Origin of the sequence: Nocardia sp. alder85J, from assembly GCF_020176955.2 — a bacterium.
Classification (GTDB): domain Bacteria; phylum Actinomycetota; class Actinomycetes; order Mycobacteriales; family Mycobacteriaceae; genus Nocardia.
In genome coordinates, this window is sequence record NZ_JAIUCZ020000001.1 from 873,605 (window position 1) to 898,269 (window position 24,665).

Annotated in this window: 22 protein-coding genes; 13 read left to right on the top strand and 9 right to left on the bottom strand. The window is 70.2% G+C overall.

All coding sequences use genetic code 11. From position 1 onward, the window contains the following. Positions 1-61 precede the first annotated feature (61 nt). Genes LBW94_RS04125 through LBW94_RS04135 form a run of 3 tightly spaced genes read left to right on the top strand, consistent with a single transcriptional unit; the run spans position 62 to position 1,706 of the window. On the top strand, positions 62-1,108 hold the full coding sequence (locus LBW94_RS04125) for an alpha/beta hydrolase (RefSeq protein ID WP_225061139.1): 1,047 nt from the start codon (positions 62-64) through the stop codon (positions 1,106-1,108). Between the two features lie 24 nt (positions 1,109-1,132). Continuing rightward, complete coding sequence (locus LBW94_RS04130) at positions 1,133-1,363, top strand: CopG family transcriptional regulator (RefSeq protein ID WP_225061140.1); 231 nt, start codon at positions 1,133-1,135, stop codon at positions 1,361-1,363. 16 nt (positions 1,364-1,379) lie between these two features. Continuing rightward, positions 1,380-1,706 (top strand): hypothetical protein, encoded by a 327-nt coding sequence (locus LBW94_RS04135; protein WP_225061141.1) that lies wholly within the window; start codon positions 1,380-1,382, stop codon positions 1,704-1,706. On the opposite strand, the gene LBW94_RS04140 is transcribed toward LBW94_RS04135, so the two are convergent. Continuing rightward, the gene (locus LBW94_RS04140; protein ID WP_225061142.1) at positions 1,703-2,398 is read right to left on the bottom strand and encodes a TVP38/TMEM64 family protein; all 696 of its coding nucleotides are present in this window, start codon (positions 2,396-2,398) and stop codon (positions 1,703-1,705) included. The genes LBW94_RS04135 and LBW94_RS04140 overlap by 4 nt on opposite strands. A 401-nt stretch (positions 2,399-2,799) precedes the next feature. Between LBW94_RS04140 and LBW94_RS04145 the strand changes: the two genes are divergently transcribed. The 4 genes from LBW94_RS04145 (at position 2,800) to LBW94_RS04160 (ending at position 8,704) form a co-directional block, all read left to right on the top strand. Further along, a complete protein-coding gene (locus LBW94_RS04145; protein WP_225061143.1) occupies positions 2,800-4,659 on the top strand; it encodes a methylmalonyl-CoA mutase family protein in 1,860 nt (619 codons plus the stop codon). Between the two features lie 2 nt (positions 4,660-4,661). Then, complete coding sequence (scpA, locus tag LBW94_RS04150; RefSeq protein WP_225061144.1) at positions 4,662-6,929, top strand: methylmalonyl-CoA mutase; 2,268 nt, start codon at positions 4,662-4,664, stop codon at positions 6,927-6,929. A gap of 593 nt (positions 6,930-7,522) precedes the next feature. Next, positions 7,523-8,545, top strand: a complete 1,023-nt coding sequence (meaB, locus tag LBW94_RS04155; RefSeq protein ID WP_225061170.1) for a methylmalonyl Co-A mutase-associated GTPase MeaB — start codon at positions 7,523-7,525, stop codon at positions 8,543-8,545. Between the two features lie 9 nt (positions 8,546-8,554). Continuing rightward, entirely contained in the window at positions 8,555-8,704 is a 150-nt protein-coding gene (locus LBW94_RS04160) for a hypothetical protein (protein WP_225061145.1), read from the top strand. Between the two features lie 27 nt (positions 8,705-8,731). On the opposite strand, the gene LBW94_RS04165 is transcribed toward LBW94_RS04160, so the two are convergent. The 3 genes from LBW94_RS04165 to LBW94_RS04175 all read right to left on the bottom strand — a co-directional run bounded on the left by LBW94_RS04165 (position 8,732) and on the right by LBW94_RS04175 (position 12,079). Continuing rightward, entirely contained in the window at positions 8,732-9,613 is an 882-nt protein-coding gene (locus LBW94_RS04165) for an amidohydrolase family protein (RefSeq protein ID WP_225061146.1), read from the bottom strand. Positions 9,614-9,623: 10 nt separating this feature from the next. Then, on the bottom strand, positions 9,624-10,664 hold the full coding sequence (locus LBW94_RS04170; protein ID WP_225061147.1) for a nucleoside hydrolase: 1,041 nt from the start codon (positions 10,662-10,664) through the stop codon (positions 9,624-9,626). A 212-nt stretch (positions 10,665-10,876) separates the two neighbouring features. Continuing rightward, on the bottom strand, positions 10,877-12,079 hold the full coding sequence (locus LBW94_RS04175; RefSeq protein WP_225061148.1) for an FAD-dependent monooxygenase: 1,203 nt from the start codon (positions 12,077-12,079) through the stop codon (positions 10,877-10,879). 103 nt (positions 12,080-12,182) lie between these two features. Here LBW94_RS04175 and LBW94_RS04180 point away from each other — a divergent pair, with 103 nt between their 5' ends. From LBW94_RS04180 to LBW94_RS04190, 3 genes are all read left to right on the top strand, one after another. Further along, the gene (locus tag LBW94_RS04180) at positions 12,183-12,749 is read left to right on the top strand and encodes a TetR/AcrR family transcriptional regulator (RefSeq protein WP_225061149.1); all 567 of its coding nucleotides are present in this window, start codon (positions 12,183-12,185) and stop codon (positions 12,747-12,749) included. Between the two features lie 62 nt (positions 12,750-12,811). After that, positions 12,812-13,564: a thioesterase II family protein gene (locus LBW94_RS04185; RefSeq protein WP_225061150.1), complete on the top strand. Its 753-nt coding sequence runs from the start codon at positions 12,812-12,814 to the stop codon at positions 13,562-13,564. Positions 13,565-13,936: 372 nt separating this feature from the next. Then, positions 13,937-14,782: an MBL fold metallo-hydrolase gene (locus LBW94_RS04190; protein ID WP_225061151.1), complete on the top strand. Its 846-nt coding sequence runs from the start codon at positions 13,937-13,939 to the stop codon at positions 14,780-14,782. 46 nt (positions 14,783-14,828) lie between these two features. Here the strand turns inward: LBW94_RS04190 and LBW94_RS04195 are convergent, their stop codons facing one another. Genes LBW94_RS04195 through LBW94_RS04210 form a run of 4 tightly spaced genes read right to left on the bottom strand, consistent with a single transcriptional unit; the run spans position 14,829 to position 19,171 of the window. Further along, positions 14,829-15,647: a carbohydrate ABC transporter permease gene (locus LBW94_RS04195; RefSeq protein WP_225061152.1), complete on the bottom strand. Its 819-nt coding sequence runs from the start codon at positions 15,645-15,647 to the stop codon at positions 14,829-14,831. A 29-nt stretch (positions 15,648-15,676) separates the two neighbouring features. After that, on the bottom strand, positions 15,677-16,639 hold the full coding sequence (locus tag LBW94_RS04200; protein ID WP_225061153.1) for a carbohydrate ABC transporter permease: 963 nt from the start codon (positions 16,637-16,639) through the stop codon (positions 15,677-15,679). Further along, the gene (locus LBW94_RS04205; RefSeq protein WP_225061154.1) at positions 16,636-18,012 is read right to left on the bottom strand and encodes an ABC transporter substrate-binding protein; all 1,377 of its coding nucleotides are present in this window, start codon (positions 18,010-18,012) and stop codon (positions 16,636-16,638) included. Before LBW94_RS04205 ends, LBW94_RS04200 begins: the two co-directional genes overlap by 4 nt. Positions 18,013-18,046: 34 nt before the next feature. Next, positions 18,047-19,171 carry an ABC transporter ATP-binding protein gene (locus LBW94_RS04210; protein ID WP_225061155.1) on the bottom strand — a complete coding sequence of 375 codons (1,125 nt, stop codon included), beginning with the start codon at positions 19,169-19,171 and terminating at the stop codon, positions 18,047-18,049. A 162-nt stretch (positions 19,172-19,333) separates the two neighbouring features. On the opposite strand from LBW94_RS04210, the gene LBW94_RS04215 reads away from it, so the two are divergent. From LBW94_RS04215 to LBW94_RS04225, 3 genes are all read left to right on the top strand, one after another. Then, on the top strand, positions 19,334-20,461 hold the full coding sequence (locus tag LBW94_RS04215; RefSeq protein WP_225061156.1) for a LysR family transcriptional regulator: 1,128 nt from the start codon (positions 19,334-19,336) through the stop codon (positions 20,459-20,461). Between the two features lie 176 nt (positions 20,462-20,637). Continuing rightward, positions 20,638-22,212, top strand: a complete 1,575-nt coding sequence (locus LBW94_RS04220) for a PfaD family polyunsaturated fatty acid/polyketide biosynthesis protein (RefSeq protein WP_225061157.1) — start codon at positions 20,638-20,640, stop codon at positions 22,210-22,212. Then, the gene (locus LBW94_RS04225; RefSeq protein ID WP_323137791.1) at positions 22,209-23,957 is read left to right on the top strand and encodes an AMP-dependent synthetase/ligase; all 1,749 of its coding nucleotides are present in this window, start codon (positions 22,209-22,211) and stop codon (positions 23,955-23,957) included. Before LBW94_RS04220 ends, LBW94_RS04225 begins: the two co-directional genes overlap by 4 nt. 22 nt (positions 23,958-23,979) lie before the next feature. Here the strand turns inward: LBW94_RS04225 and LBW94_RS04230 are convergent, their stop codons facing one another. After that, entirely contained in the window at positions 23,980-24,456 is a 477-nt protein-coding gene (locus tag LBW94_RS04230; RefSeq protein ID WP_225061158.1) for a PaaI family thioesterase, read from the bottom strand. Positions 24,457-24,665 lie beyond the last annotated feature (209 nt).

Genomic DNA, 24,665 nt, shown 5'->3' on the forward strand with positions numbered 1-24,665 from the left:
GCAGCGTAGCCGCTGTCGTTGTCGATGTGTGAAAAGCAACTGTTCCCGAAGGAGTTACGGCGTGCGCCTGTCGAGATCACGAGCAAGCCTGGCGGTGTCGGTGTCCCTGGCGGTCGTACTCGCCGTGGCGCCGGTCGTCACCGGTTCCGCGGCCGCCGATCCGGCGACGCTGCCGCCTGCCGGGACCTCGGCCGACGGCTCCCGCATCGACAGTGTGCAGGCTGCCGACGGCGGTGGCCTCACCCTCCAGGTGTTCTCCGCGGCGATGAACAAGGACATCGAGGTCTTCGTGCAGCGGCCCGCCGACACCTCCGCGCCCGCGCCGACGCTGTACCTGCTCAACGGCGCCGGCGGCGGTGAGGACACCGCGACCTGGAACGCCCGCACCGATGCCCTGGGCTTCCTCGGCGGCACGCACGTCAACGTCGTCGAGCCGATCGGCGGCCAGTGGAGCTACTACACGGACTGGCGTGCACCGGATCCGAAACTGGGCGTGAACAGGTGGAAGACCTTCCTCACCGAGGAACTACCGCCGCTGATCGACCGGTCGCTGGGCGCCACCGGCGTGAACGCGATCGCGGGGGTCTCGATGTCGGGGACCTCGGTGCTGCAACTGCCGATCGCGGCGCCGGGACTGTACCGCTCGGTGGCGTCGCTGTCCGGCTGTGCCCAGATCAGCGACCATGTCGGGCACGATTTCGTGACCCTGGTGCTCGCCGACGGCGGCGGCGATCCGGACAACATGTACGGCCCGCAGACCGATCCGATGTGGGCGGCCAACGATCCGTATGTGCACGCCGACCAGTTGCGCGGGCTGAATCTGTTCATCTCCAACGGCTCCGGCGCACCGGGCCGGTACGACACCCTGAACAATCCCTACGGCCTGCCGGGCCCGGGCGGACTGGCCAATCAGGTCGCCGTGGGCGGGGTGCTGGAGACCGCCACCGACTACTGCGCACACAATTTGCAGACCCGGCTGACCCAGCTCGGCATCCCCGCCACCTACGACTTCCAGCCGACCGGCACCCATTCCTGGGGGTACTGGCAGGACGAGTTGAAGAAGTCCTGGCCGACGCTGGCTCGCGGGCTCGGGTTGCCCGAGAATTGACCCGCCCGGCCGTATTGTCGGCGCATGGGGAAGACGACGCGGCTGACGGTGAGCCTGGACGCGACGGTCTACGAGTGGGTGACCAGGGCGGCAGCGGCCGAGGGCCGGTCGGTGTCGGCGGTGATCAACGAGGCCGTGCGCCGCGATCTGGTCCGTGAGAGCCTCGCCCACATGCCCATCGTGCCGGAGGACGATGCGCTGACCTCGGCGGCGGCCGTGGCCGAACAGGCCCGATTCGCCTACGACGAGCACTGACGGCGGACCGGCGCCGATGGCAGAGGAGCAGCGCATGCTGCGCGGTGAGATCTGGAACTGCGCGCCGACCCGACCGGACGGCGAGGCACTGCCCCGGCAGCGCGCGGTGGTCGTGGTGTCCGACGCCTCGGTGCTGGACTCGCCCTATCGCTGGCTGCACGTGGTGCCCTTGTCGGATACCGATCCCGGTCATCTGCTGGCCACTCGCACCGAGCACGGCTGGGCGAACGCCCTCGAACTGCATCCGGTGTACCGGCCCTGGCTCAGCGGCCCGGTCGGCGCGCTCACCGCCGACGAGTCCGAGGCGCTCGACGCCCGGCTGCGGGCGGGTATCGGGCTCTAGGGCTGCGTCGGCGCGGGCTCGGATTCGGCCGGTGCCGGTTCGGCGGCGACCGTGTCGACCCGCCAGCGCGCATCGACGATCAGCCCGATCACCCCGATCGCGATGCACACTCCCGACAACACCAGCAGCGCGGGATCGGTCCGCCCGGTCAGCGCGTCGCCCAGCACCACCACGCCGACGGTGCCCGGCACGATGCCGATCACCGTGGCGAGGACGTAGGGGAGCATCCGCACCGAGGACAGCCCCGCGCAGTAGTTGATCACCGAGAACGGCACGGGTGCGATCAGGCGCAGGGAACCGACCGCGAGCCAGCCACGGCGTGCCAGCCGCCGGTCCACCGCGCGCACCGCGGGATGAGTCAGCCGGGCCGCCACCTGATCCCGGTCCAGCGCCCGCACCAGCAGCAACGCCAGCACCGCGCTGATCGTGGTGGCGACGACGGCCACGGTCACCCCGAGCACGGGCCCGAACAACAGCCCCGCGCTGAGCGTGAACACCGTGCGCGGGAAGGGCGCGATGGTGATGATCGTGTGCACCAGCAGGAAGACCAGCGGGAACAGTGGTCCGGCCGCGTGCGCCCAGTCCCTGATCTGCTGCGGGGCCGGATGCGGCGCCAGCAGCGCGACCGCGACCAGCGCCACGGCCACCGCCAGCACCAGCAGGGTGCGCGGATCACGGAACTTGCTCAGCACCGCGCCAGGTTACCGGGCTCGGCCGGGCCGCGGATCATCGGAGCCGGTCACGCACCCCGAACTGCTCGGCCACCGCCTCGGACCGCGGCCATGCCCTCCGGGGCGGGTGTGCGGGACCGGCGGGCCGATGCGAGGCGCCGCGCGGGTGATCTCCGACACGCGACGTGACCTCGGGTGCAACTTTGCAACGTGTGCGAGTCCATCGCGGCAGAACCGTTCGACACTGCTGCGGGCTAGCATCGGGGGCATGGGCCGCAGCCGGGTCCGGGCCACCGGACCTGCGGCTTCGACTGCGAACGATCCGCACACAAGCGTGCGAATCCGATGCGAAGTTTGAGTGTGAGCCACGGTATCCGGTAGAGCTGAAGTGTCGAACTTTAGTGGAATGAGGTACGCGAGCGATGGCGATTGCGTCAGATCCGAGTGCGGATCCGGTTCCCGAGTACGCCGCCTGGCGTAAGGGTGTGGCCGGAGTACTGGCGAAGGCTCGCAGGGTCGAGGTGTCGGAACTCCCCGCCGAGCCGGAGCGGTTGCTGGACGTCACCACCTACGACGGGCTGACGGTCGCGCCGCTGTACACCCGCCGCGACGAACTGCCCGAGCAGGCGTTGCCGGGCCGGTTCCCGTTCGTCCGCGGCGGCGACGCGACCCGAGACGTGCTGCGCGGCTGGCAGGTGGCGCAGCGGTTCGGCGGCGCCGACGCCGCGGCCGTGAACGCCGAGATCCTCTCGGCGCTGGACAACGGCGTGAGCACGGTGTGGCTGGGCGCCGGTGAGCGCGGGGTGCCGGTGGCCGACATCCCGGCCGCCCTGCGCGGAGTGTTGTTCGATCTGGCCCCGCTGTCGCTGGACGCGGGTGCGGATGCCGCGGCCGCCGCCGCGCAGGTGTTCGCGATCCTCGACGAGACTCGGGTCGCCGAACCGGCCGATGTGCAGGTCGCCCTCGGCGTCACCCCACTGACCAGTCGGTTCAACGGGACCACGCACGCCGATCTGGACACCGCGGTCGACCTGGCGAAGCAGGCGATCGCGCGGCCGGAGACGGTCCGCGCGATCACCGTGTGCGGTGTCGCCCTGCACAACGCCGGCGCGTCCGATGCCCAGGAACTGGGTGCCGCGATCGCCGCCGGGCTGGACTACCTGCGTGCGCTCACCGGCGCGGGGGTCGACATCGCGGATGCGCTGGGGCAGTTGGTGTTCCGGTTCGCCGCCACCGACGATCAGTTCGCGACGATCGCGAAGTTCCGGGCCGGTCGCCGGCTGTGGTCGCGCGTCGCGCAGGAGCTGGGCGCGCCGGATTTCGGCAACGCCCCGCAGCACGCGGTGACCTCCGCGGCGATGACGACCCAGCGTGATCCCTGGGTGAACCTGCTGCGCACCACCCTGGCCGCTTTCGGCGCCGGTGTCGGTGGCGCCGACCTGGTGACGGTGCAGCCGTTCGACTCCGCTCTGCCCGCCGGGGAACTCGGTGTGTCGCAGGCATTCTCGCAGCGCATGGCACGCAACACCCAGCTGCTGCTGCTCGAGGAGTCGCATCTGGGGCATGTGCAGGATCCGGGCGCCGGTTCCTGGTACGTCGAGAGCCTCACCGAGGCGCTCGCGGAGCGGGCCTGGGCCTTCCTGCAGGAGCTGGAGGCGGCGGGCGGCTACACCGCGGCCCTGGATTCCGGCCTGCTCGCGGACCGGGTCGCGGCGCTGCGGGCGCAGCGCGAATCCGATGTGGCGCACCGCAAGACGGCCGTCACCGGCGTCAACGAATTCCCCGACCTCGGTGAGAAGCCGTTGTCCGAGGCGGCCCGGGTGCCGAGTCCGGTGGCCCGCTACAGCGCCGCGTTCGAGGCGCTGCGCGACCGTTCGGATGTGTATCTGGCCGGGCACGACAGCCGCCCGCAGGCGCTGCTGGTTCCGCTGGGCACCGTCGCCGAGCACAACGTGCGGGTCACCTGGACCGGAAACCTGCTGGCCTCCGGTGGTATCGAGGCGGTCAACCCGGGCCCGCTGACCGGGGCCGCGATCGGCGCCGCGGCTACCGCGGCCGGGGTGACGGTGGCCGTGCTGTGCAGTTCGGATGCCCGGTACGGCACCGACGCCGCCGCGGCGGTCGACCAACTGCGCGCGGCCGGGGTCACCACGGTGCTGCTCGCGGGTCCGGAGAAGGCGGTGGCCGATCTGACCGGCGCGCAACGGCCGGACGGATTCCTCACGGCCCGCATCGACGCGGTGGCGGCACTGTCCGGCCTGCTGGAAAAGCTGGGAGCATAGACATGAGCGAGATCGAACATGTGATCGGCAGTTTCGCCGAGGTGCCGCTGGGCGCCGTGCCCGCGACGGATGTCACTGCCGTACAGGTGGATTCGTTCGTGGCGGACACCGCGACGGCCACCGGCTACACGCCGGAGCAGTTGGTGTGGTCGACGCCCGAGGGTATCGACGTGCCGCCGGTGTTCACCCGGGCCGACCGCGACGCCATCGTGGCCGAGGGGTATCCGCTCGACAGCGTGCCGGGTGTGGCGCCGTTCGTGCGCGGGCCGTATCCGACCATGTACGTCAACCAGCCGTGGACCATCCGGCAGTACGCCGGCTTCTCCACCGCCGCCGACTCGAACGCCTTCTACCGCCGCAACCTGGCCGCCGGTCAGAAGGGCCTGTCGGTCGCGTTCGACCTGGCCACCCACCGCGGTTACGACTCCGACCACCCCCGGGTGACCGGTGACGTCGGCATGGCCGGTGTCGCGATCGACTCGATCCTGGACATGCGCGAGCTGTTCGACAGCATTCCGCTGGACCAGGTCTCGGTCTCGATGACCATGAACGGCGCCGTGCTGCCGATCCTGGCGCTGTATGTGGTGGCCGCCGAGGAGCAGGGCGTCAAGCCGGAACAGCTGGCCGGAACCATTCAGAACGACATTCTGAAAGAGTTCATGGTCCGCAACACCTACATCTATCCGCCGAAGCCGTCGATGCGGATCATCTCGGACATCTTCGCCTACACCAGCGCGAAGATGCCGAAGTTCAACTCGATCTCGATCTCCGGGTACCACATCCAGGAGGCCGGTGCGACGGCCGATCTGGAGCTGGCCTACACCCTCGCCGACGGTGTGGAATACCTGCGCGCCGGACTCGACGCGGGCATGGCGATCGACCAGTTCGCGCCGCGGCTGTCGTTCTTCTGGGCGATCGGCATGAACTTCTTCATGGAGGTCGCGAAGCTGCGGGCGGGCCGGCTGCTGTGGAGTGAGCTGGTCGCGCAGTTCGAGCCGAAGAACGCGAAATCGCGCTCGCTGCGGACCCATTCGCAGACCTCGGGGTGGTCGCTGACGGCGCAGGACGTCTTCAACAACGTGGCCCGCACCTGTGTGGAGGCGATGGCCGCCACCCAGGGCCACACCCAGTCGCTGCACACCAACGCCCTCGACGAGGCGCTGGCGCTGCCCACCGACTTCTCCGCCCGCATCGCCCGCAACACGCAGTTGCTGTTGCAGCAGGAGTCGGGCACCACCCGCCCGATCGACCCCTGGGGCGGTTCGTACTACGTCGAGTGGCTGACCCACCAGCTGGCCGAGCGGGCTCGCGCCCACATCGCCGAGGTGGAGGCGCACGGCGGTATGGCACAGGCGATTTCGGAGGGCATCCCGAAGCTGCGCATCGAGGAGGCCGCCGCCCGCACCCAGGCGCGGATCGATACCGGCCAGCAGCCGGTGATCGGCGTCAACAAGTACCAGGTCGACGAGGACACCCCGATCGAGGTGCTGAAGGTCGACAACACCCGGGTCCGGGCCGAGCAGGGCGAGAAGCTGATCCGGCTGCGGACCGAGCGCGATGCGGCCGAGGTCGAGCGGGCCCTGGCCGAACTGACCCGGGCCGCAGCTTCTTCCGACGGCGGCATGGAGAACAACCTGCTGGCCCTGGCCATCGACGCCGCCCGCGCGAAGGCCACGGTCGGTGAGATCTCCGATGCGCTGGAGAAGGTGTACGGACGGCATCAGGCCGAGATCCGCACGCTCTCGGGCGTCTACCGCGAGGAGGCCGGCAAGGTGACCAACATCAGCAAGGCCATCGCCCTGGTGGAGGAGTTCGCCGAGGCCGAGGGCCGTCGCCCCCGCATCCTGGTCGCAAAGATGGGCCAGGACGGCCACGACCGCGGCCAGAAGGTGATCGCGACCGCCTTCGCCGACCTCGGCATGGATGTCGACGTGGGCCCGCTGTTCCAGACCCCGGACGAGGTGGCGCAGCAGGCGGCCGACAACGACGTGCACATCGTCGGTGTGTCGTCGCTGGCGGCCGGCCACCTCACGCTGGTGCCCGCACTGCGGCAGGCCCTGGCCGAGGTCGGGCGCCCGGACATCATGGTCATCGTCGGCGGCGTCATCCCGCCCGGCGACTTCGACGAGCTGTACGCCGCCGGCGCCGCGGCGATCTTCCCGCCCGGCACGGTCATCGCCGACGCGGCGATCGACCTGCTGCGCAAGCTCGCCGCCGACCTCGGCCACGAGATCGGCACGGGCACCGACGATTCCGCCGGAGCCGAATGAGCGAGGGCACACCGGCCACCGGTGTGCCCGACCCCTCGGGCACACCGCGCGGCGACAGCGCGTCGCTCGCACCCGCGACCCGGTTCGATCCAGCTCCGACAACGGCCTCCGAATCCGCCCGGAGGCCCGAATCCGTGGTCACCACGGATTCGGTACCACCCGCGACGGGCAGCGGTCCGGCCGCAGGTGGCCGTGCTGAGCCTGGCAGTAGCCGAGCTCCTGGTGCTGACAGCGATGTGGCGTCCGGCGATGATTCCGCGAGCGACAGCCGTTCGCCGGCCGGTGGCGGTGCGGCGGCCGGCAGCAACCGAGCTCCTGGTGCTGGTAGCCATGTTGTCGTGTCCGGTGATGATTCGGCGAGCGGCGGTGGTCCGGTGGCCGATGGCGGTGCGGTGCCTGGTAGCGGCCGGATTCCTGGCACCGGCAGTCGCGCGGTCCTCGGTGGCGGTGCGGGACATGGCGGCGACCCGGCGGCCGGGAGCGGTTCGGCGCTCAGCGGCGAACCGGTGACTGGTGGTGTGGCCGGGATTCGTGCCGAGTGGACGCCTGCGGGGCATCCCCGGCTGGGTTCGGTTGCGGGCGTGGGGGCGTCGGTGGCGGGGTCCGGGGTAGGCCGGGCCGGGGCCGGGCGCCGGGTGATCGATGTCGAGGCGCTGGCCGAATCGGTGCGCAAGGGTGAACGGCCCGCACTGGCTCGGGCCATCACGCTGGTCGAGTCGACCCGCGGGGATCATCGGGAGCTGGCGCAGCGGTTGCTGTTGCAGCTGGGCCCGGATCCCGGTGCGGCGGAATCGAATCGGGTGGGCATCACCGGGGTTCCCGGAGTGGGCAAGTCGACGTTCATCGACGCGCTCGGCATGTACCTGATCGGGCAGGGGCACAAGGTGGCGGTGCTGGCCGTCGATCCGTCGTCGACCCGCACCGGTGGATCGATCCTCGGTGACAAGACACGGATGGCGCGCTTGTCGGTGGAGCGCAATGCTTTCATCCGGCCGTCGCCGACCGCCGGCACGCTCGGCGGGGTGGCGAAGGCGACCCGTGAGACGGTGGTGCTGCTGGAGGCCGCCGGATACGACGTGATCCTGATCGAGACCGTCGGCGTCGGCCAGTCGGAGGTGACGGTCGCCAACATGGTGGACGTCTTCTGCTTCCTGACCCTGGCGCGCACCGGAGATCAGTTGCAGGGCATCAAGAAAGGCGTGCTGGAACTCGCGGATCTGGTCGCGGTCAACAAGGCCGACGGCCGGCACGAGATCGAGGCGAAGGCGGCCGCGCGCGAACTCCAGGGCGCGATGCGGCTGATCCATCCGCGCGAGAGCCTGTGGCGGCCCCCGGTGCTCACCATGAGCGGCCTCAACGGCATCGGCCTGGACGCCTTCTGGGACACGGTGTTGCAGCACCGGCGGGTACTCACCGAAGCGGGAGAGTTCGCCGAAAAGCGCCGCCGCCAGCAGGTCGACTGGACCTGGACGATGGTGCACGACCAACTGCTGCGCCGCCTGGCCGACAATCCGGCGGTGAAAGCCGTTCGCCCCCAGGTGGAGAACCAGGTCCGGGACGGTTCGCTGACCCCGGCGCTGGCCGCCGAGCAAATCCTGCGGGCCTTCGACGGTTAGGGGTTCGACATGACCCGGGACCGCGACGAGGCGATGTGGCTGATGCGCCGCCACGATCCGTCGCTGCGACACGGGGCTGTCGTCGGATCGACGAAACTCGGGACCGCCGAGGCCCGGACCCTGCCCTGGAGAGCCCGAGCCGACGGCACCGTCACGTGATCGGCACCACGACCCGCAGCCGAGGGGCTACCTGATACCGAACAGCCGGGCCGCGTTGTCGTGGCAGACGGCGCGCAGCCAGTTGTCGCCCAGGTCCAGGCGCTCCAGGGCGTACAGGGCGTGGCCGTACCGATAGGGGATGTTCGGGAAATCGCTGCCGAACAGGATGCGGTCGCCGAGGTCGGTGAGGCGGGGGAGGGCGTCCGGCGGGAAGGCGTCGATGGTGTCGAAGAAGTCGGTGAATGTCATGGTGGTGTCCAGCCGTAGCCGGTCGTGCCGGTCGGCGAGGTCGAAGAAGGCGGTGTATTCCGGGGCGCCGAGGTGCGCGATGATCAGTCGGAGTGCCGGGAAGCGTTGGAGCAGTTCGGCGATCGGCTCGGGGCCGGTGAAGCGGCCGGGTACCGGGCCGGAACCGCAGTGGATCACCACCGGGGTGCCGGTGTCGGCGAGCAGGGCCCAGACGTCGGTGAGCAGCGGGTCCGTCGGTGAGAAGTCGCCGACCTGGATGTGCACCTTGAACACCCTGGCGCCGGCGGCGAGGGCGGCCGCGACGTATTCGGCGGCGCCGGGTTCGGGGTAGAAGGTGGCGGTGTGCAGGCAGTCGGGGGTGGCGGCGGCGAATTCGGCGGTCCAGTCGTTCAGCCAGGCCGCCATGCCCGGCCGGTGCGCGTACACCAGGGCGGTGAAGGCGCGGACACCGAAGTCGCGCAACGTCTGTAGCCGTTGCGCTTCACCCTCGCGGTAGGTGATCGGCCACGGCCGCGCGGTCATCGGCCCGGCGGCGTCGAAGTACGCCCACACCTTCCGCATCACCGGCTCCGGCATGAAATGCGTGTGGACGTCGATGATTGCGGGCAGGCCGACGCGGCGCTGAAAGTCCGCGACATACCCGGGTTCGGCGCCGTGCATCCGCGACCTCCTACTGCCCAGGCGGATAGGTGCGGCGGGCGAATTCGCCGACCCGGGTGATCAGCCGCTCGAAGAAGACGGCCGGGTCGGTGCCGATCACGATGTCCGCGTTGGGTTCCCGGCCCCACATGCCCGCCCAGTCGGCGACCGTGGTGGCGCGGGTCAGGGTGCCGGTCAGTTCCACGTCGACGGTGGCGGGGCGGGTGACGGCCAGTCCCGGGTCGAGCGCCAGCGCGGCGGCGAACGGGTCGTGCATGTGGGCGAGGTAGCCCTGGTCGTACTGCTGGTGGAATTCGAAGTAGAAACGGATCGCGTCGGTCAGGAACCGCACGATCGGATTGCTCGCCTTGGACCGCGCTCCCGGCGAATCGGTCTCCGAAACCTCCGCGGCGGGCAGGCTTTCCGCGACGTCGGCGAGCCTGGTCAGGTGCGCGGGGAACATCTCGATGGTCTCGGTGACGTCGAGTGCGCACACCAGCGGCCGCGGATGGGCGTGCGCCGCACCGAATGCGTCGAAGACCTCCTTCCACGCCTCCGGATCGACGTGCACGTTCCATTCGTTGGTGGGCGTGGTGTTGCCCGGATGGTTGAACGCGCCGCCCATCACCACCAGCCGCTTCAGCAGCAGCGGCAGTTGCGGCTCGATCCGCAGCGCGAGCGCCAGATTGGTGAGCGGGCCGGTGCACAGGCCGATGATCTCGCCGGGATGCTCCCGGACCAGATCCACCCACATCCGCGCGGCCGTGCGCGGTGACAGCGGGCGTCGTGACGGCGGGAATTCCGCGTAGCCGATGCCCTGCGGTCCGTGCGTGTCCTCGGTGGTGCGCAACGGGATCGCCAGCGGCGTCTCGGCGCCGAGCGTCACCTCGATCCCGGGCGCCCGGCACAGATCCAGCAACGCCAGGTTGTTGGCCGCCACCTGAGGCGCGGGGACATTGCCCGCGGTCGACGCGATGCCCACGACCTCGGCGTCGTCGTCGGCGAGCAGGTAGAGCAGAGCGAGGGAATCGTCGATGCCGGTGTCGACATCCAGGATGATCTTCTGCCGCACACCGACAGCTTAGGCCCGCGGCCCCGGCGCCCCCGCGACCGGGACCACCGCCGCGAGCGCATCCGTGACCGAGCCGGGCATTGCGGGCGTACCCGAGACCGAGCGGGGTGCTGCGGTGGATTCGCGATCGAGCCGGCGTGGGGCGGATCCGCGGCTGGTAGGACGTTGCGAGCGGATTCGTGACCGGGCTGGGAAGCCCACGCCCCGGCGGCTCAGTAGACCGGCAGGGTGAAGCCGTCGTCCTTGGGCATGAAGATCTTCCGGGTCAGCGGGAGCATCAGCGGTGAGGTCAGCACGCGCATGTTGAATCGCCCGAGCGCGGTGACGAATCGGGAGGTCGGCAGCATCATCTTGATGCCGCCGCCGGGCAGCTCCTTGGCCGTGGTCAGGAACGGTGTCACCCGCTGCTCGTACCGGCGCAGCGCACCGGCGAGATCGTCCGGGGTGGTGGCGATCTCACCGGCGAGGAGGTAGGCCCCGACGATCGCCATCGCGGTGCCCATTCCGGTCATCGGCGATCCGCAGTAGCCGGCGTCGCCGAGCAGTACCACCCGGCCGGCGGACAGCGACGGCATGTCCACCCGGGTCAGTGAGTCGAAGTAGAAATCGGTGGTCTGGTCCATCGTGGCCAGCACCGCCGGGGCATGCCATTCGGCCCGGCCCAGCATGTCGCGGATGAGCTGCTTCTGCGCCGCGACGTCCCGGCGCAGCGCGGGATTCTCCGGGGTGCGCAGCGTGAGGATGGCCTTCGAGGTGGCGGGATCGTGGTCGGGCCGGATCGCCACCGCCGCGCTGGGGACCGTGCGCATCGTCATCCAGCCGGGTTCGATCCCGGCGGGGGTGGGCATGGTGAAGAAGGCGCAGTAGCCGTGCAGGAAGGTGGTGAACTGCTCCTCCGGGCCGAAGGCGATGCGGCGGGTGGCCGAGTGCACGCCGTCGGCGCCGACGACGAGATCGAAGCGGCCGATGCGACCGGAGGCGAAGGTGACGTCCACGCCCGCGGCGTCCTGGCGGATGTCCTCGATCCAGTCGCCGTAGCGGTAGTCCGGCTGGCCACCGGCCTTCGCCACCTCGTCCAGCAGTACCTGGTTCAGATCGCCCCGGGTGATCTCGATCTCGGCGACGGGGCCGGTGCCGTCGAAGTCCTCCATCGACATCCGGGCGTATTCGCGACCGGCCCCGTCGACATAGGCCATGCCGAATTCTCGCAGTTGGTAGCGCCGTATGCCCTCCAGCAGGCCCATCCGCTCGGCTGCCTCCTTGCTGGGCCCGCGCAGATCGACCGCTTGCCCGCCCGGCCGCGGCGCCTCGGCCCGCTCGACGACGGTGACCTGGACGCCGGCCCGGAGCAGTTGCAGCGCAACGGCATTGCCTGCGATGCCGCCACCGGAGATCAGGACGTGGGTGGTGCTCATGATGTCGTTCCTTTGTTTGGTTCGAACGTCTTAGACATATGTGTAACACGGTCTGGCACACCTGTCTAGAACAAACGTCTAATACGCTGATAGGGTGGCGGGCATGGGAAACCGTGAAGATCTGCTGGCGGGCGCCCGCAAGGCCATCCTCGAGCGCGGACTGGCCAAGGTGACCGCGCGCGACATCGCCACTGCCGCCGGAGTGAGCCTCGCCGCCATCGGCTACCACTTCGGCTCCAAGGACCGGCTCATCACCGAGGCGGTGCTGGAGGTGATGGGAACCGGGATCGGCGACGATTTCGAGGCGGCGATCCGGCAGGGCGCGGCGGGCCGCAGCCCGGCGGAATCGGTGGTGCCGACCATGGACGGACTGGTCGCCATCCTGGCGAAGAACCGCGATCAGCTGGCCCTGGCCATGGAGAACGGCATGGTCACCGCTCGAACTCCCGAAACGCAGCTCATGATGGCCGAGGCCACCGAACACGCGTGCGCGGACCTGGCGATCACCCTGCGGGAGTCGTTCCCGGACCTGGCCGAGGACGATGCGCGCGCCGTGGCGAAGTTCTACTTCACGATCTTCCAGGGGGTGGCGCTGTTGTGGCTGCTCGCGCCGACCACGTCACTGCTCACCGGCGCCGAACTCGCCCGGGCCATCCGCGTGCTGCGCTGAGCCCGCGCGGCGCTGCCGCTAGGGTCACCGTCGGGGGGACCGGTGCGGAAGGAGTGTGAATCATGGTGGCGCACATCGGTGGAACCGTGTGGCTGCGGCAACTGCGGGCGCCGGCGCAGCCACGCGCGGTGCTGGTCTGCTTCCCGCCCGGTGGTGGGTCCGTCGGCGCCTTCCGGGCGCTGGCACGGGAATTCGACTCCGGCACCGCTGTTTTCGCCGTGCAGTATCCGGGCCGCCAGGACCGCCTGGGCGAGCCGGCGCTGCCGGATCTCGCCGCCACCGCCGAGGCGATCACCGCGGACCTCCGCACCTGGCCACCCGCCCCGCTGGCCCTGTTCGGCCACAGCATGGGCGCCACCCTCGCCTTCGAGACCGCCCGGCGGCTGGAAGCGCAGGGCCGCACGGTAACCCACCTGTTCGCCTCCGGCCGTATCGCCCCGGACGCGCCCTACACCGGTGACCTGCACCGCGGCAGCGACTCCGATCTGATCGACGAATTGGCCAGGCTGGCCGACGATCCCGCCTCGGTGGAGATCCTGCGCACCGAACCCGGCCTCGCCGAACTGGTACTGCCCGCGGTCCGCGACGACTACCGGGCCGTGGAGACCTACGTCCACCGCCCGGGAGAACCGTTGCGCTGCACCGTCTCCGTGCTGCTGGGCGACGACGATCCCACCGTCACCGCGGAGCAGGCCCAGCGCTGGCGCGGCCACACCACCGGCGAGTTCGAGCTGACCACCTTCCCGGGCCGCCACTTCTACCTCGACGACCGGCCCGCCGAACTCGCCCGCTTCCTCACCGCCCGGCTCGGCTGATCCAGCGGCGCAACGCGCCTACCCGGCGGCCGGCTCGACAGTGTTCCATTGCCCTGCCGAGCCGGCCGGGCGGAGCGGTTCGGCTGGAGCATCACCGCGCGCGGGGCTGTGCTCGTTCGCGTCGATCTCGTACGCGCACAACGGACCTGAGCCGATACCGAGGTCCGCGGGCCGGCCGCGCCGGACCGAGCCGTCCGGGTGGCGAGCGGTCCGATAGGCGTTGTCTATCGGGTGTGTGGAACATTTTCACTCAGGACTGTTTCCGTCCCGTGAGCACCAAGAATCGCTCAGGATGACGTGACCCCCTGTGTCGTATGCCCGCCAGGCGAGCGAATGCGGGGTCTTCTGGGGAATCGTGGAACGGAGACAACGATGCAAATCACAGTGCTGGGCTGCCGAGCGGGCGTGCCTGCGCAGGGGCAGCCAAGTTCTGGCTACCTGGTGGACACCGGGGACAGTCGCATCCTGCTGGATTGCGGGCCGGGTATCGCGACCTCGCTGTCGGCCGTCATGGATCCCGCGGACCTGGATGCGGTCGTGATCAGTCACACGCACATCGATCACGTGTACGACCTGTTGCCGCTGGGCAAGGCGCTGCTGGCGCCGGTCGCGCTGTCCGGGTTCCCGGGTGTGGAGTCGTTGTTCGGGCCGGGGCCGCACGAGATGCCGCGGGTGCCGCTGTATCTGCCGGCCGGATCCGGCCCCCTGCTGGAACGCTGGTCGGCGCTGCTGAGCACGACCACGCTGCCCCTGCTGGACCGGGTGTTCGACGGCGCCTTCGAGGTGCACGAGTACGAGCCCGACGACATCACCGCCGTCGGTGTCAGCACGCTGGAATTCGTGGAGTTGCGGCACGCCAAGCCCAATTGCGGCGTCCGGATCTGCGCGCCGAGCGGCTCGCTGGCCTACACCGGCGATACCGGGCCCACCGAGGCGCTGGTGCGGCTGGCGGCGGATATCGACCTGTTCGTGTCGGAGGCCACGCTGGCGGTGTCCGATCCCGGTGCGCACGGGCATCTGTGCGCCGCCGACGCCGCCCGCGCGGCCGCGGCGGCTCGGGCCGGGCAGCTGCTGCTGACCCATTTCCCGACCACCGACGAGGACTGGCTGAAGGCGCGGCTGACCGAGGCCGCGGCGGAATTCGCGGGCCCGATCCACCTGGCCCGCCCGAGCGCGGTGTTCCAGGTCGGCGAGCCGGTCGTGGCGGCGCTGCGCTGAAACGCCGCCGATTGCCGCGGGGCCGGGCCCGCGGCAACCGGCGCGGTCAGCGGATGCCGGAGCGGACGAACGCGCTGACGATCTGCCGCTGCAACACCAGATACAGCGCGAACACCGGCAGGCAGGCCAGGCCGGCCGCGGCCATCAGCGCCGACCAGTCGGTGCCCTCCGGGGAGAAGAATCCCTCCAGCCCCAGCTGGATCACCGAGCGGCTGCGCCGCAGCACCATGGCCGGCCAGAAGTACTCGTTCCACGAGGTGATGAACAGCAGGATGGCCAGCGAGGCCAGTGCGGCACGAATATTCGGCACCACGACCGTCCACAGCGTGGCCCACGACGACCGGCCGTCCATCGTGGCCGCCTCCAGCAGTTCGCGTGGGAACGCCTGCAGGTGCTGGCGCAGCATCATGATGCCGACCGCCGAACACAGCGTCGGTACGATCACGCCGGCCAGCGTGTTGAGCAGGCCCAGTTGCACGATCACGATGTAGTTGGGCAGCATCGTCACCTGGAACGGCACCAGCCAGGTGCCGACGAACAGCAGATAGGCCAGCTGCCGTCCGCGAAACTGCCAGCGGGTCAACGCATAGGCGGCCAGCAGACTGGTCAGCAGCTGGCCCGCGGCGGTGAGGCCGGCCACCACGAAAGTGTTCAGCAGCAATCCGCCGATGTCGATGATGTGCGCCGCGTCCCGGTAGCCCTGGACCGACAGCGGCCACGGCACCGGGGAGGCGTCGCCCACGTCGGCGGGACGCCGGAACGAGGTGGCATACATCCAGTAGATCGGGAAGACGCACGCGACGCCGAGCAGGCCGAGCACCAGGTGCCCGGCCCATCCCCGTCGCGGCCGCCGGGATTCGATCATGTCGGCTCGTCCTTCGGAATGTCGCGGGTTCAGTTGTCGTGCACGCCGAGCCGGTCCGACAGGCGCACCAGCACCAGCGCCAGCACGCCGAAACCGAGGAAGAACAGCACCCCGGCCGCCGCGGCGCTACCGGCCGCGAAGCCCTGGAACGCCGTCTCCCACAGGAAGTAGTAGATATTCGTGGTGGCCCCGCTCGGCCCGCCCTGGGTCAGGTTGTCGATCACCGGGAACGACCACTGCGCGGACAGCAGCACCGTCATCAGCGCCAGGAACAGCAGCGTGGGGGACAACAGCGGCAACAGGATCCAGCGGGTGGTCTGGCTGCGGCTCGCGCCGTCGAGGGCTGCGGCCTCGGTGTAGTCGTCGTTGATCCCGGCGATGCCGGCGGTCACGATGAGGACGGCGAAGCCGAGCACGTGCCAGCCGGTGATCACGATGATCGCCAGCTGCGCCGGGCCGGTCTGCTGCAACCAGTTCAGATCGGTGCCCAGCATCCGGTCGATCGCGCCGTAGCGGGGATCGAGCAGCCACTGCCACACCACCGCGCCGGCCACCGGCGGTACCAGCATCGGCGCGAACAGCAACGCCCGGTACAGCCCGGCGGTCCGGCCGCGCAACCGCCGGGTCGCCAGCCCCACCAGCGTCGGCACGATCACTGTGAACGGCACCATGCCGAGGATGAAAACGACTGTCAGCCACAGACTCCGGCCCAGCTGTGGCGAGCTGAGCAGGCGGCGGTAGTTGTCCGGCCCGGCCGGTACGGCGGGGCTGGTGGGCAGCATGTCCCAGTGATAGAAGGACAGCTGCACGGTCTGCACCAGCGGCCGGTACGTCCAGAAGATCACGCACGCCAGGGCCGGGAGCAGATAGAGGTACGGCGCGACGGCGCGCAGTACCCGGCGCCGGCGGGCCGGGCGTCCCGCAGGCGCCCGGCCCTCTTGCGGAAGTGCCTGCACCGCAGGCACTTCCACGAAGAATCCGGTGGCAGTCACTTGGCCGGCATCAGCGCCGCGACCTGCTGCTGGGCCGCGGTCAGGGTCGCGGCGGGATCGGCGTTCTGGAACACCGACTTCTCGACCGCCTCCAGCATGCCGTTGCGGATCTGCACGTAGTTGTCACCGGGGAAGGCGAGCCAGGGGTGCAGGCGCTTCAGCTGATCGAGATTCGGCCGCACCAGCGGGTTCTGGGCGACCCAGGAGGCCAGGGTGCTGTTCGGATCGTCGACCAGCCCGGTGCGCAGCGGCAGGTAGCCGATCTTACGGGCGATGATCGAGTACGCCTCGTCGCTGGTCAGGTACTTGATCAGCTCCCAGCCGGCCCGCTGCTGCGCCGGGTCGCCCGCGGTGACGAACAGCGCCGCACCGGAATTGGTCGGCGCGGTGGGCTTGTCGCCGAACTTCGGCATGGTCGCGGCGGCCAGATCCCAGTGGCCGTCGGCCGCGCCCTTGACGAAATTGCCTTGCAGCGAGCTGCTTTCGAGGAACATGCCGATATTGCCGGCGGCGAACTGCGGGAAGGCCTGCACCTGGGTCAGCTGCGGCATCACGCCCGAGCCGACCAGATCGCGGGCCATCGCCACGGCCTCGACCGCGGGGGCGTCGGCGAAGGTCAGCGTGCTGCCGTCGCCGGAGAGCACGCTGCCGCCGTTGGAGGCGACCAGCGCCTGGTAGCACCAGTCACCGGAAACCTTGGTGAGGCAGTCGATGTAGACGCCGTCCTTGCCGGTGTGGCTCTTGATCGCCTGCGCGGCGGTCTTCACCTGGTCCCAGGTGGCCGGCGGGTCGGCGGGATCCAGCCCGGCCGCCCGGAACATCGAGGCGTTGTAGTACAGCACCGGGGTGGAGAAGACGAAGGGCACCCCGTACGTCTTGCCCTTCCAGTCGCCGAGCGTCTTCGCGGTGTCGGCGAACGGGTGCGCCCCACCGAAATTGGCCTGCACCGCGTCCTTGCCGACCAGATCGTCGAGCGCGTGCGCGTGCAGCTTGTCGACCATGAAATCCAGGTCGCCGAAGGTCTCCTGGGCCACGGTGGGAGCGTTGCCGCCGGCGACCTCGGTCTGGAGGCTGCTCATGGCGTTGTTGACGCCGTTGGCCGAGGCGCCGCCGGGCTTCTGCGCGGTCACGGCGATGTTCGGGTGCTGCTTGCGGAAGTTGTCCAGCAGCTCGTTGAACGTGTCGGTCCAGGGACCGGCGGTGGACAGGTTGTAGCTCTCGAAGGTGATCGAGACCTTCTGGTCGGGGGTCAGTTCGGGAACGGTGGCCACGCTGGTGCTCGGGGCGCTCGACGGCGCGCCCACGCTACAGGCGGTGAGGGTGAGCAGGGTCGCGGCGGCCGCGGCGGCGCGGGCCGGCCAGTGCCGGATCATCTCGGGGGTACTCCTCAGGGTGTAGGTGATCCAATTAGGCTGGGGCAGTATCGAATTCGGGCTCCGGCTGGGCCGTTTGCGCGGTGTCGCGCCAGGCCAGCCGGCGGCCGGTGGCGGCGTCGAAGAGGTGGATCGCGCCGAGCGGGACGGTCAGGCCGGTGGTCGCGCCGGGCGCCAGGCCCAGCGGCCGCGGCCCGCGCAGGGCCAGCCGGGTGCCGCCGGCGTCCAGGTAGGCGACCTCCTCGTGGCCCATGTTCTCGACCAGTTCCACGGTCGCCCGGATCGGCGCGGTCGTGGCGTCGGCGCGGACCAGGCTTTCGGGCCGGATCCCGAGAACGACCTCGCGCGTGGGTGTCTCGCCGGGCCACAGCGGCAGGTCCAGACCGGGAGCGCGGACCCGCAGCCGGCCGTCGGCGGTGTCGACAGTGGCCTCGACCAGGTTCATCGCCGGCGAGCCGAGGAACCCGGCGACGAACACCGAGGCGGGCCGGTCGTACACTTCCGCGGGCGCTCCGACCTGTTCCAGCTTGCCGCCGTTGAGCACCGCGACGCGGGTCGCCATGGTCAGCGCCTCGATCTGATCGTGGGTGACGTAGACGAAGGTGCAGCCGAGCCGCCGGTGCAGGTCGGACAGGTTCGCCCGGGTCGAGGTGCGCAACTGCGCGTCCAGGTTGGACAGCGGCTCGTCCATCAGGAACGCGCCCGGATCGCGGACCAGCGCGCGGCCGAGCGCGACGCGCTGCCGTTGCCCGCCGGACAGTTCGCGTGGTTTGCGGTCCAGCAGCGCGGCGAGGTCGAGGCCGGCCGCGACCTCCTCCACCCGGCGCTGGATGTCCGCGCGCGCCCGGCGCCGGGCCCGCAGCGGGAAGCCGATGTTGCGGGCCACCGACAGATGCGGGTACAGCGCGTAACTCTGGAACACCATCGCCAGATCGCGGTCGCCGGGCGGGACGTCGGTGACATCCCGGTCGTCGATGAGCAACCGGCCCGCGCTCGGCTCCACCAGGCCCGCGATCATGCGCAGCAGGGTGGATTTGCCACATCCGCTGGGACCGAGCAGAACCAGGAACTCGCCGTCGGTGATATCCAGATCGATTCCGTCGACCGCCGTGACATCGCCGTATTGCTTCGTCACGCCGTGCAACCGGATACGGCTCATACCGGAACTCACCTTCGACAGGGCGGTCGGCCGAAATACGCTGCGGCCGCGGACCGTGTCAGTCGAGCATTCATCCGTGTACTGCAAATGAACTGGGCCGAAACGGTTTCCGGTGCTCGGAGGCCGGTCGTGCGGGCTGATCTGCCACTATTCGGGGAGCCAATGGCCGATGGCGAAATCGTAATTGTCCGGGCCGGGTTCACGACCGGTGAACAGCCGGTTCCCTACGGCAGATATATACCTGCGCGCCACCGGATCGCGAACGGGGTTCACCGTCGGTTAGTCGAAGCGGATACGCTGATCTCACCTCACGGACGGGACCAGACGATGGAATTCAGACTGTTGGTATCCTTCCTCGCCGTCGCGGAAGAACTGCATTTCGGACGTGCCGCGGCACGCCTGCACCTGGCTCAACCCTCACTCAGTCAGCAACTTCAGCGACTCGAACGCAGCCTCGGCGTTCGTCTCGTCGATCGCACCTCACATCAGGTCGGCCTGACCCCGGCCGGCGAGGTGTTGCGCGAGCATGCCCGGACCATCATCAATCAGACCGAAGAAGCCCGGACGGCGGTGCGCGAAGTCGCGCTCGGCCGGGCCGGGGTGCTCCGCATCGGCTACAACTTCCCTGCGGGACAACGGATTCTGCCCGCGGCACTGGCCCGGATGAACACCATACTACCCAACGTCAACGTGAACCTGGTGGACAAGCGGACCGGCCCGCAGCTCACCGCACTGGCCGACGGCGACCTGGACATCGCCCTGGTGTACGGCCGCCCGGCCTCGGCCGCGTTCCAGTTCCGCCCGCTGTTGCAGGTGCCGTTGGTGGCGGTCGTCGGCCGCGGGCACAGCTGGGCGCGTCGGTCCCGTACCTCGTTCAGCGAACTGGCCAGTCAGTCCTGCATCCTCTTCGAGCGGCAGCAGAGTCCGGCGATGTACGACGCGCTGTTCATCGCGGCCGAGCGCAGCGGCATCAAGCTGAGCGTCGATCATCTGCTCGACGATCCGAACGCGATGGGGATCATGGTGTCGGTGAAGCCGGTGGTCGGGTTCACCTCCTCGCTGCACGCCGGATTCGCCTCGGCCAACCCGGGTTACGCGCAGACCGTCACCGTCGCACTGCACGATCCGGTACCCATCGTCGAACTGTGCGCGGTGTGGCGCGCGGACGACAACCGGCCGCTGGTGCGGTCCTTCCTCGGCTGTATCGAGTCGGCCAAACCGCTCGACACCCAGCCCCGTCCGGACACCGCGCCGGCTGCGGCGCAGCCGACACAGGTACCGGCGCAGTAGCTTCCGGACACACCAGGGCACCGCACCCGGGAGTCCGCTCGCGGGTGCGGGGCCGCGGCGTGCGCGGGCGGCCCCGGCCCGCGCTCGGATCCGGCCATCACGCAACCGAATCGCGCGATGGTGATACCGATCCGCCGTATTGACCCTGCCTGCGGGTTCGCCGAAGACTTGAGACCGTGACGATTCCCATTGCCTCACCCGTACTGGCCAGGGACGACGACTCCATCTATCAGGCGCTGTCCGTGCTGGACCGGCCGGTGTTCGTGGTGCGTGACGATCGCGGTGTCGCGGTCACGACCGACCCGGACGCCGCGCGCGGCCTCCGGGTGCTCGCCTCGGCACCCGCGCTGCGACCGGAAGCATTGGGGGACAGTGAGTTCCGCAAGGCGCACGGTGTGCGCTACGCCTATCACGCCGGCGCGATGGCGAACGGGATCGCCTCGGCCGCGCTGGTGACCGCGATGGCCCGCGCCGGGCTGCTGGCCTCGTTCGGCGCCGGTGGTGTGCTGCCCGCCCGGATCGACGACGCGCTGGCCACGATCCGCCGGGAGGCGCCGGGAAAGCCGTTCGCGTGCAATGTGATCCACAGTCCCAGCGAGCCCGCGCTGGAGTGGTCCATCGTCGAGGCCTGCCTGCGGCACGAGGTCCGGTGCGTCGAGGCGTCGGCGTTCATGGACCTGACGCCGCACATCGTGCGGTACCGGCTGGCCGGACTGCACCGCGACCCCAGTGGCCGGGTGGTGTCGCGTAATCGCTTGATCGCCAAGGTTTCTCGTGGCGAGGTCGCGGAGCTTTTCCTGCGACCGGCCCCGGCGGCGCTGGTGCGCGGGCTGCGCGAAGCGGGCGAGATCACCGCCGAGCAGGCGGAACTGGCCGCGTCGATCCCGATGGCCGACGACATCACCGGCGAGGCCGACTCCGGCGGCCACACCGACCGCCGCCCGCTGGTGGTGCTGCTGCCGTCGCTGCTCGCGCTGCGCGACCGGATCCGGCGGGAGTGCGGTTACGCCCACCGGGTCCGGGTCGGCGCCGCCGGTGGCATCGGCACCCCGGCCGCCGCGGTGGCGGCGTTCACCATGGGCGCGGCGTACGTGGTCACCGGCTCGATCAATCACGCGTCGGTCGAGGCCGCGCAGTCCGAGGCGGCCAAGCGGCTGCTGACCGCGGCCGGGGTCGCCGACACGGTGATGGCGCCGTCGTCGGACATGTTCGAACTCGGCGTCGATGTGCAGGTTCTGCAACGCGGCACGATGTTCGCGAGCCGGGCCCGGCGGCTGTACGACACCTACCGCGCCTATTCCGGCGTGGACGCGATTCCCGCCGCCGAGCGCGCGGAGATCGAGCAGCGGATCCTCCAGCGCGGCTTCGACGAGGTGTGGGCCGACTGCGTGCAGTACTTCAGCGCACGCGATCCGGAGCAGATCGAGCGGGCCGCCGGCAACCCGAAGCGGCGGATGGCGCTGATCTTCCGCTGGTACCTCGGCCGTTCCTCGGGCTGGGCCATGTCCGCGGCCCCCGAGCGCGCGGCGGACTACCAGATCTGGTGCGGCCCGGCGATGGGCGCGTTCAACGAATGGGTGGCCGGCACCTACCTCGCCGCGCCGGGCCACCGGCACGTCACCGAACTCGCGGCGCAGATCATGCGCGGCACGGCGTTCGCGTCGCGGGTGGGCCAGTTGCGCGCGGCCGGGGTGCGGCTGCCGTCGCGCTGCTCGACCTACATTCCCGTCCCGCTGACCGGGGGAGCATGATGATCCGGCAGGAATACCGGGTGCCGCCGCTGGTGACGATGGCCGACACCGACGGCCTGGCGAACGTGGTGTACGAGGCGGCCGCGTCGCGCCCCGGCGCCGCCGTGTTCAGCCGGCTCACCGCCGGCGGCTGGCGGGACCTCACCTGCGAGGGATTCGCCGCCATCGTGCACGGTCTGGCGAAAGGCTTGGCCGCCAACGGCATCGGCGCCGGTGATCGGGTACTGATCCTCGGTGCGACGAGCTGGGAATGGTCGGCGGCGGACTTCGCCGTGCTGAGCCTGGGCGCGGTGACCGTCCCGGTCTACCCGACGTCCTCGGCCGAACAGGTGCGGCACATCGTGGCCGACTCCCGGCCCCGGGCGTGTTTCGTGGCCTCGGCCGAACAGCGCGAACTGGTCGGCGCGGCGGGTGAGCGGTCCTGGCTGCTCGGTGCGTCCTTCGAGGAGCTGATCGCGGCGGGCGCCACGGTCGACGACGACGAGATCACGCGGCGGCGGCTGGCGGTGCGGGCCGACGACCTCGCCACCCTCGTCTACACCAGCGGCACCACCGGAATGCCCAAGGGCTGCATGCTGACCCACCGCAATATCTTCGCCGCCGCGGCCAATGTGGTGGAGCTGCTGGATCCGGTGTTCCGGCGCAGTCCGGAGGATCCCGCGTCCACCCTGATGTTCCTGCCGCTGGCGCACGTGTACGGGCGGGTCGCGCTGTTCGGCTGTGTCTGGGCGGGTGTGCGCACCGGGCTGGTCGCCGCGCCCGCGGAGTTGCCGGCCGCCCTGCCGGTATTCCGGCCGACCTTCCTGATCGGTGTTCCGTACGTACTGGAGAAGATTCGCAAGGCCGCGCGGCAGGCGCTCGGCGGCGCGGGATACGAGGCGACGGAGGCGGCGGTGATCGCCGCCGGCCGCGCCGAGCGGCACGGCGAGGCGAGCACCGCGGGCGTCGCCGCCGACGCGGGCATCCATCGGCAGCTGCGCGCCATGCTCGGCGGCCGGCTCGACCATGTGATCGCCGGTGGCGCATCGCTGGAACCGTCGACCGCCGATTTCTTCGCCGGTCTGGGTGTGGAGATCATCGGCGCGTACGGCCTGACCGAGGCGTCCTCGACGGTCAGCATGAGCGCTCCCAAGGCGAATCGGCCGGACACGGTCGGCCGGCCGGTGCCGGGCACGACGATCGCGATCGCCGGCGACGGCGAGATCCTGGTGCGCGGCGCGCAGGTCTTCCCCGGCTACTGGCCCGACGGCGGGCACGCGGCGACCGAGTGGCTGGCGACCGGGGATCTGGGCCGGCTCGACGAGGACGGATTCCTCTCCATCACCGGCCGGCGCAAGGAGATCATCGTCACCAGCGGCGGCAAGAACGTGGCGCCGGCACCGCTGGAGGACCGGGTTCGCCTGCACCCCTTGGTCAGCAACTGCATGGTCGTCGGCGAGGGCCGCTCGTACGTGACCGCGCTGATCACCCTCGATCCGGCGGTCCTGGAGCGCTGGGCCGCGGACAACGGGGTCGACCTGACCGGCGGCGTGCCGACCGAGGATCCCCGCCTGGTCGCGGAGATCGCGACCGGTGTCGAGGCGGCCAACCGGTTGGTCTCGCGGGCGGAGTCGATTCGCCGGTTCGCCCTCCTGCCCGCGGACTTCTCCGTGCAGCAGGGACATATGACCGCGTCACTTCGACTGCGCCGCAAGGCGATCGAAGAGGACTTCGACGCCGTCGTCGAAGCCCTCTATCGGAGTTGACCGGGATGCCCCGGGCCGATCGCTACGCGGCGGCGAGCCGGCAGAAGTACTCCAGGTCCACCTTCGCGACCAGCGCTCCGGTGTCGTCGCGCAGCAGGGCCTTGCCGGTGAGTTCGAACTGCTCCTCGGTCCGGCGCCCCACCACCTCGGCCAGCACCGGGGAGGCGACGGTGCCGTGGGCGCGGATGCGCCCCTGCCCGGCCCGGAGGAAGGTGGCCCGGGTATCGCGCAGTACGAAACTGCGCAGATGCAGGATCCGGGGTGCGATGGCGCCGGAGAACGCTCCGGCGCAGGCGACCTCGGCGGCGAGGAACAGCGCGCCCGCGTGCACCGTGCCGAGATGGTTCAGCATGTCCGGTTGCGCCGGCACCTCGGCCACCGCCGAGTCCGGTCCCAATTCGGTCATCCGCACCCCCACCAGATTGACGAACGGCACCAGGGTGTCGACCGTCCGGCGGATCTGTTCGTAGTCCGGTATTCCCGCGCCGGCCGTCTGCATCAACCGAGCCTGCGCTGCGGCGATTTTCGAGGCCGGTTCATTTCCTGTCGGCATGTATTGATTACCGCACGGCAGTTGTACGCCGCGATGAACGGCGGCTGAACTCGGACATTCGGCCGGACTACCGTTTCTGAAATACTCTGCCATTGCCTACGGTCGTCGTCCGATCGGATTTCAGAATTGCGGTTCCGGTTCGGGCGATCGCGTCA

Bases quoted from the DNA above. Each gene is read 5' to 3' on its own strand.
- LBW94_RS04185 (WP_225061150.1), top strand. From the start codon at position 12,812: ATGGTGGCGCACATCGGTGGAACCGTGTGGCTGCGGCAACTGCGGGCG.
- LBW94_RS04165 (WP_225061146.1), bottom strand. From the start codon at position 9,613: ATGCACGGCGCCGAACCCGGGTATGTCGCGGACTTTCAGCGCCGCGTC.
- LBW94_RS04130 (WP_225061140.1), top strand. From the start codon at position 1,133: ATGGGGAAGACGACGCGGCTGACGGTGAGCCTGGACGCGACGGTCTAC.
- LBW94_RS04180 (WP_225061149.1), top strand. From the start codon at position 12,183: ATGGGAAACCGTGAAGATCTGCTGGCGGGCGCCCGCAAGGCCATCCTC.
- LBW94_RS04190 (WP_225061151.1), top strand. From the start codon at position 13,937: ATGCAAATCACAGTGCTGGGCTGCCGAGCGGGCGTGCCTGCGCAGGGG.
- LBW94_RS04175 (WP_225061148.1), bottom strand. From the start codon at position 12,079: ATGAGCACCACCCACGTCCTGATCTCCGGTGGCGGCATCGCAGGCAAT.
- scpA (WP_225061144.1), top strand. From the start codon at position 4,662: ATGAGCGAGATCGAACATGTGATCGGCAGTTTCGCCGAGGTGCCGCTG.
- LBW94_RS04225 (WP_323137791.1), top strand. From the start codon at position 22,209: ATGATGATCCGGCAGGAATACCGGGTGCCGCCGCTGGTGACGATGGCC.
- LBW94_RS04145 (WP_225061143.1), top strand. From the start codon at position 2,800: ATGGCGATTGCGTCAGATCCGAGTGCGGATCCGGTTCCCGAGTACGCC.
- LBW94_RS04230 (WP_225061158.1), bottom strand. From the start codon at position 24,456: ATGCAGACGGCCGGCGCGGGAATACCGGACTACGAACAGATCCGCCGG.
- LBW94_RS04135 (WP_225061141.1), top strand. From the start codon at position 1,380: ATGGCAGAGGAGCAGCGCATGCTGCGCGGTGAGATCTGGAACTGCGCG.
- LBW94_RS04210 (WP_225061155.1), bottom strand. From the start codon at position 19,171: ATGAGCCGTATCCGGTTGCACGGCGTGACGAAGCAATACGGCGATGTC.
- LBW94_RS04195 (WP_225061152.1), bottom strand. From the start codon at position 15,647: ATGATCGAATCCCGGCGGCCGCGACGGGGATGGGCCGGGCACCTGGTG.
- LBW94_RS04215 (WP_225061156.1), top strand. From the start codon at position 19,334: ATGGCCGATGGCGAAATCGTAATTGTCCGGGCCGGGTTCACGACCGGT.
- LBW94_RS04205 (WP_225061154.1), bottom strand. From the start codon at position 18,012: ATGATCCGGCACTGGCCGGCCCGCGCCGCCGCGGCCGCCGCGACCCTG.
- LBW94_RS04160 (WP_225061145.1), top strand. From the start codon at position 8,555: ATGACCCGGGACCGCGACGAGGCGATGTGGCTGATGCGCCGCCACGAT.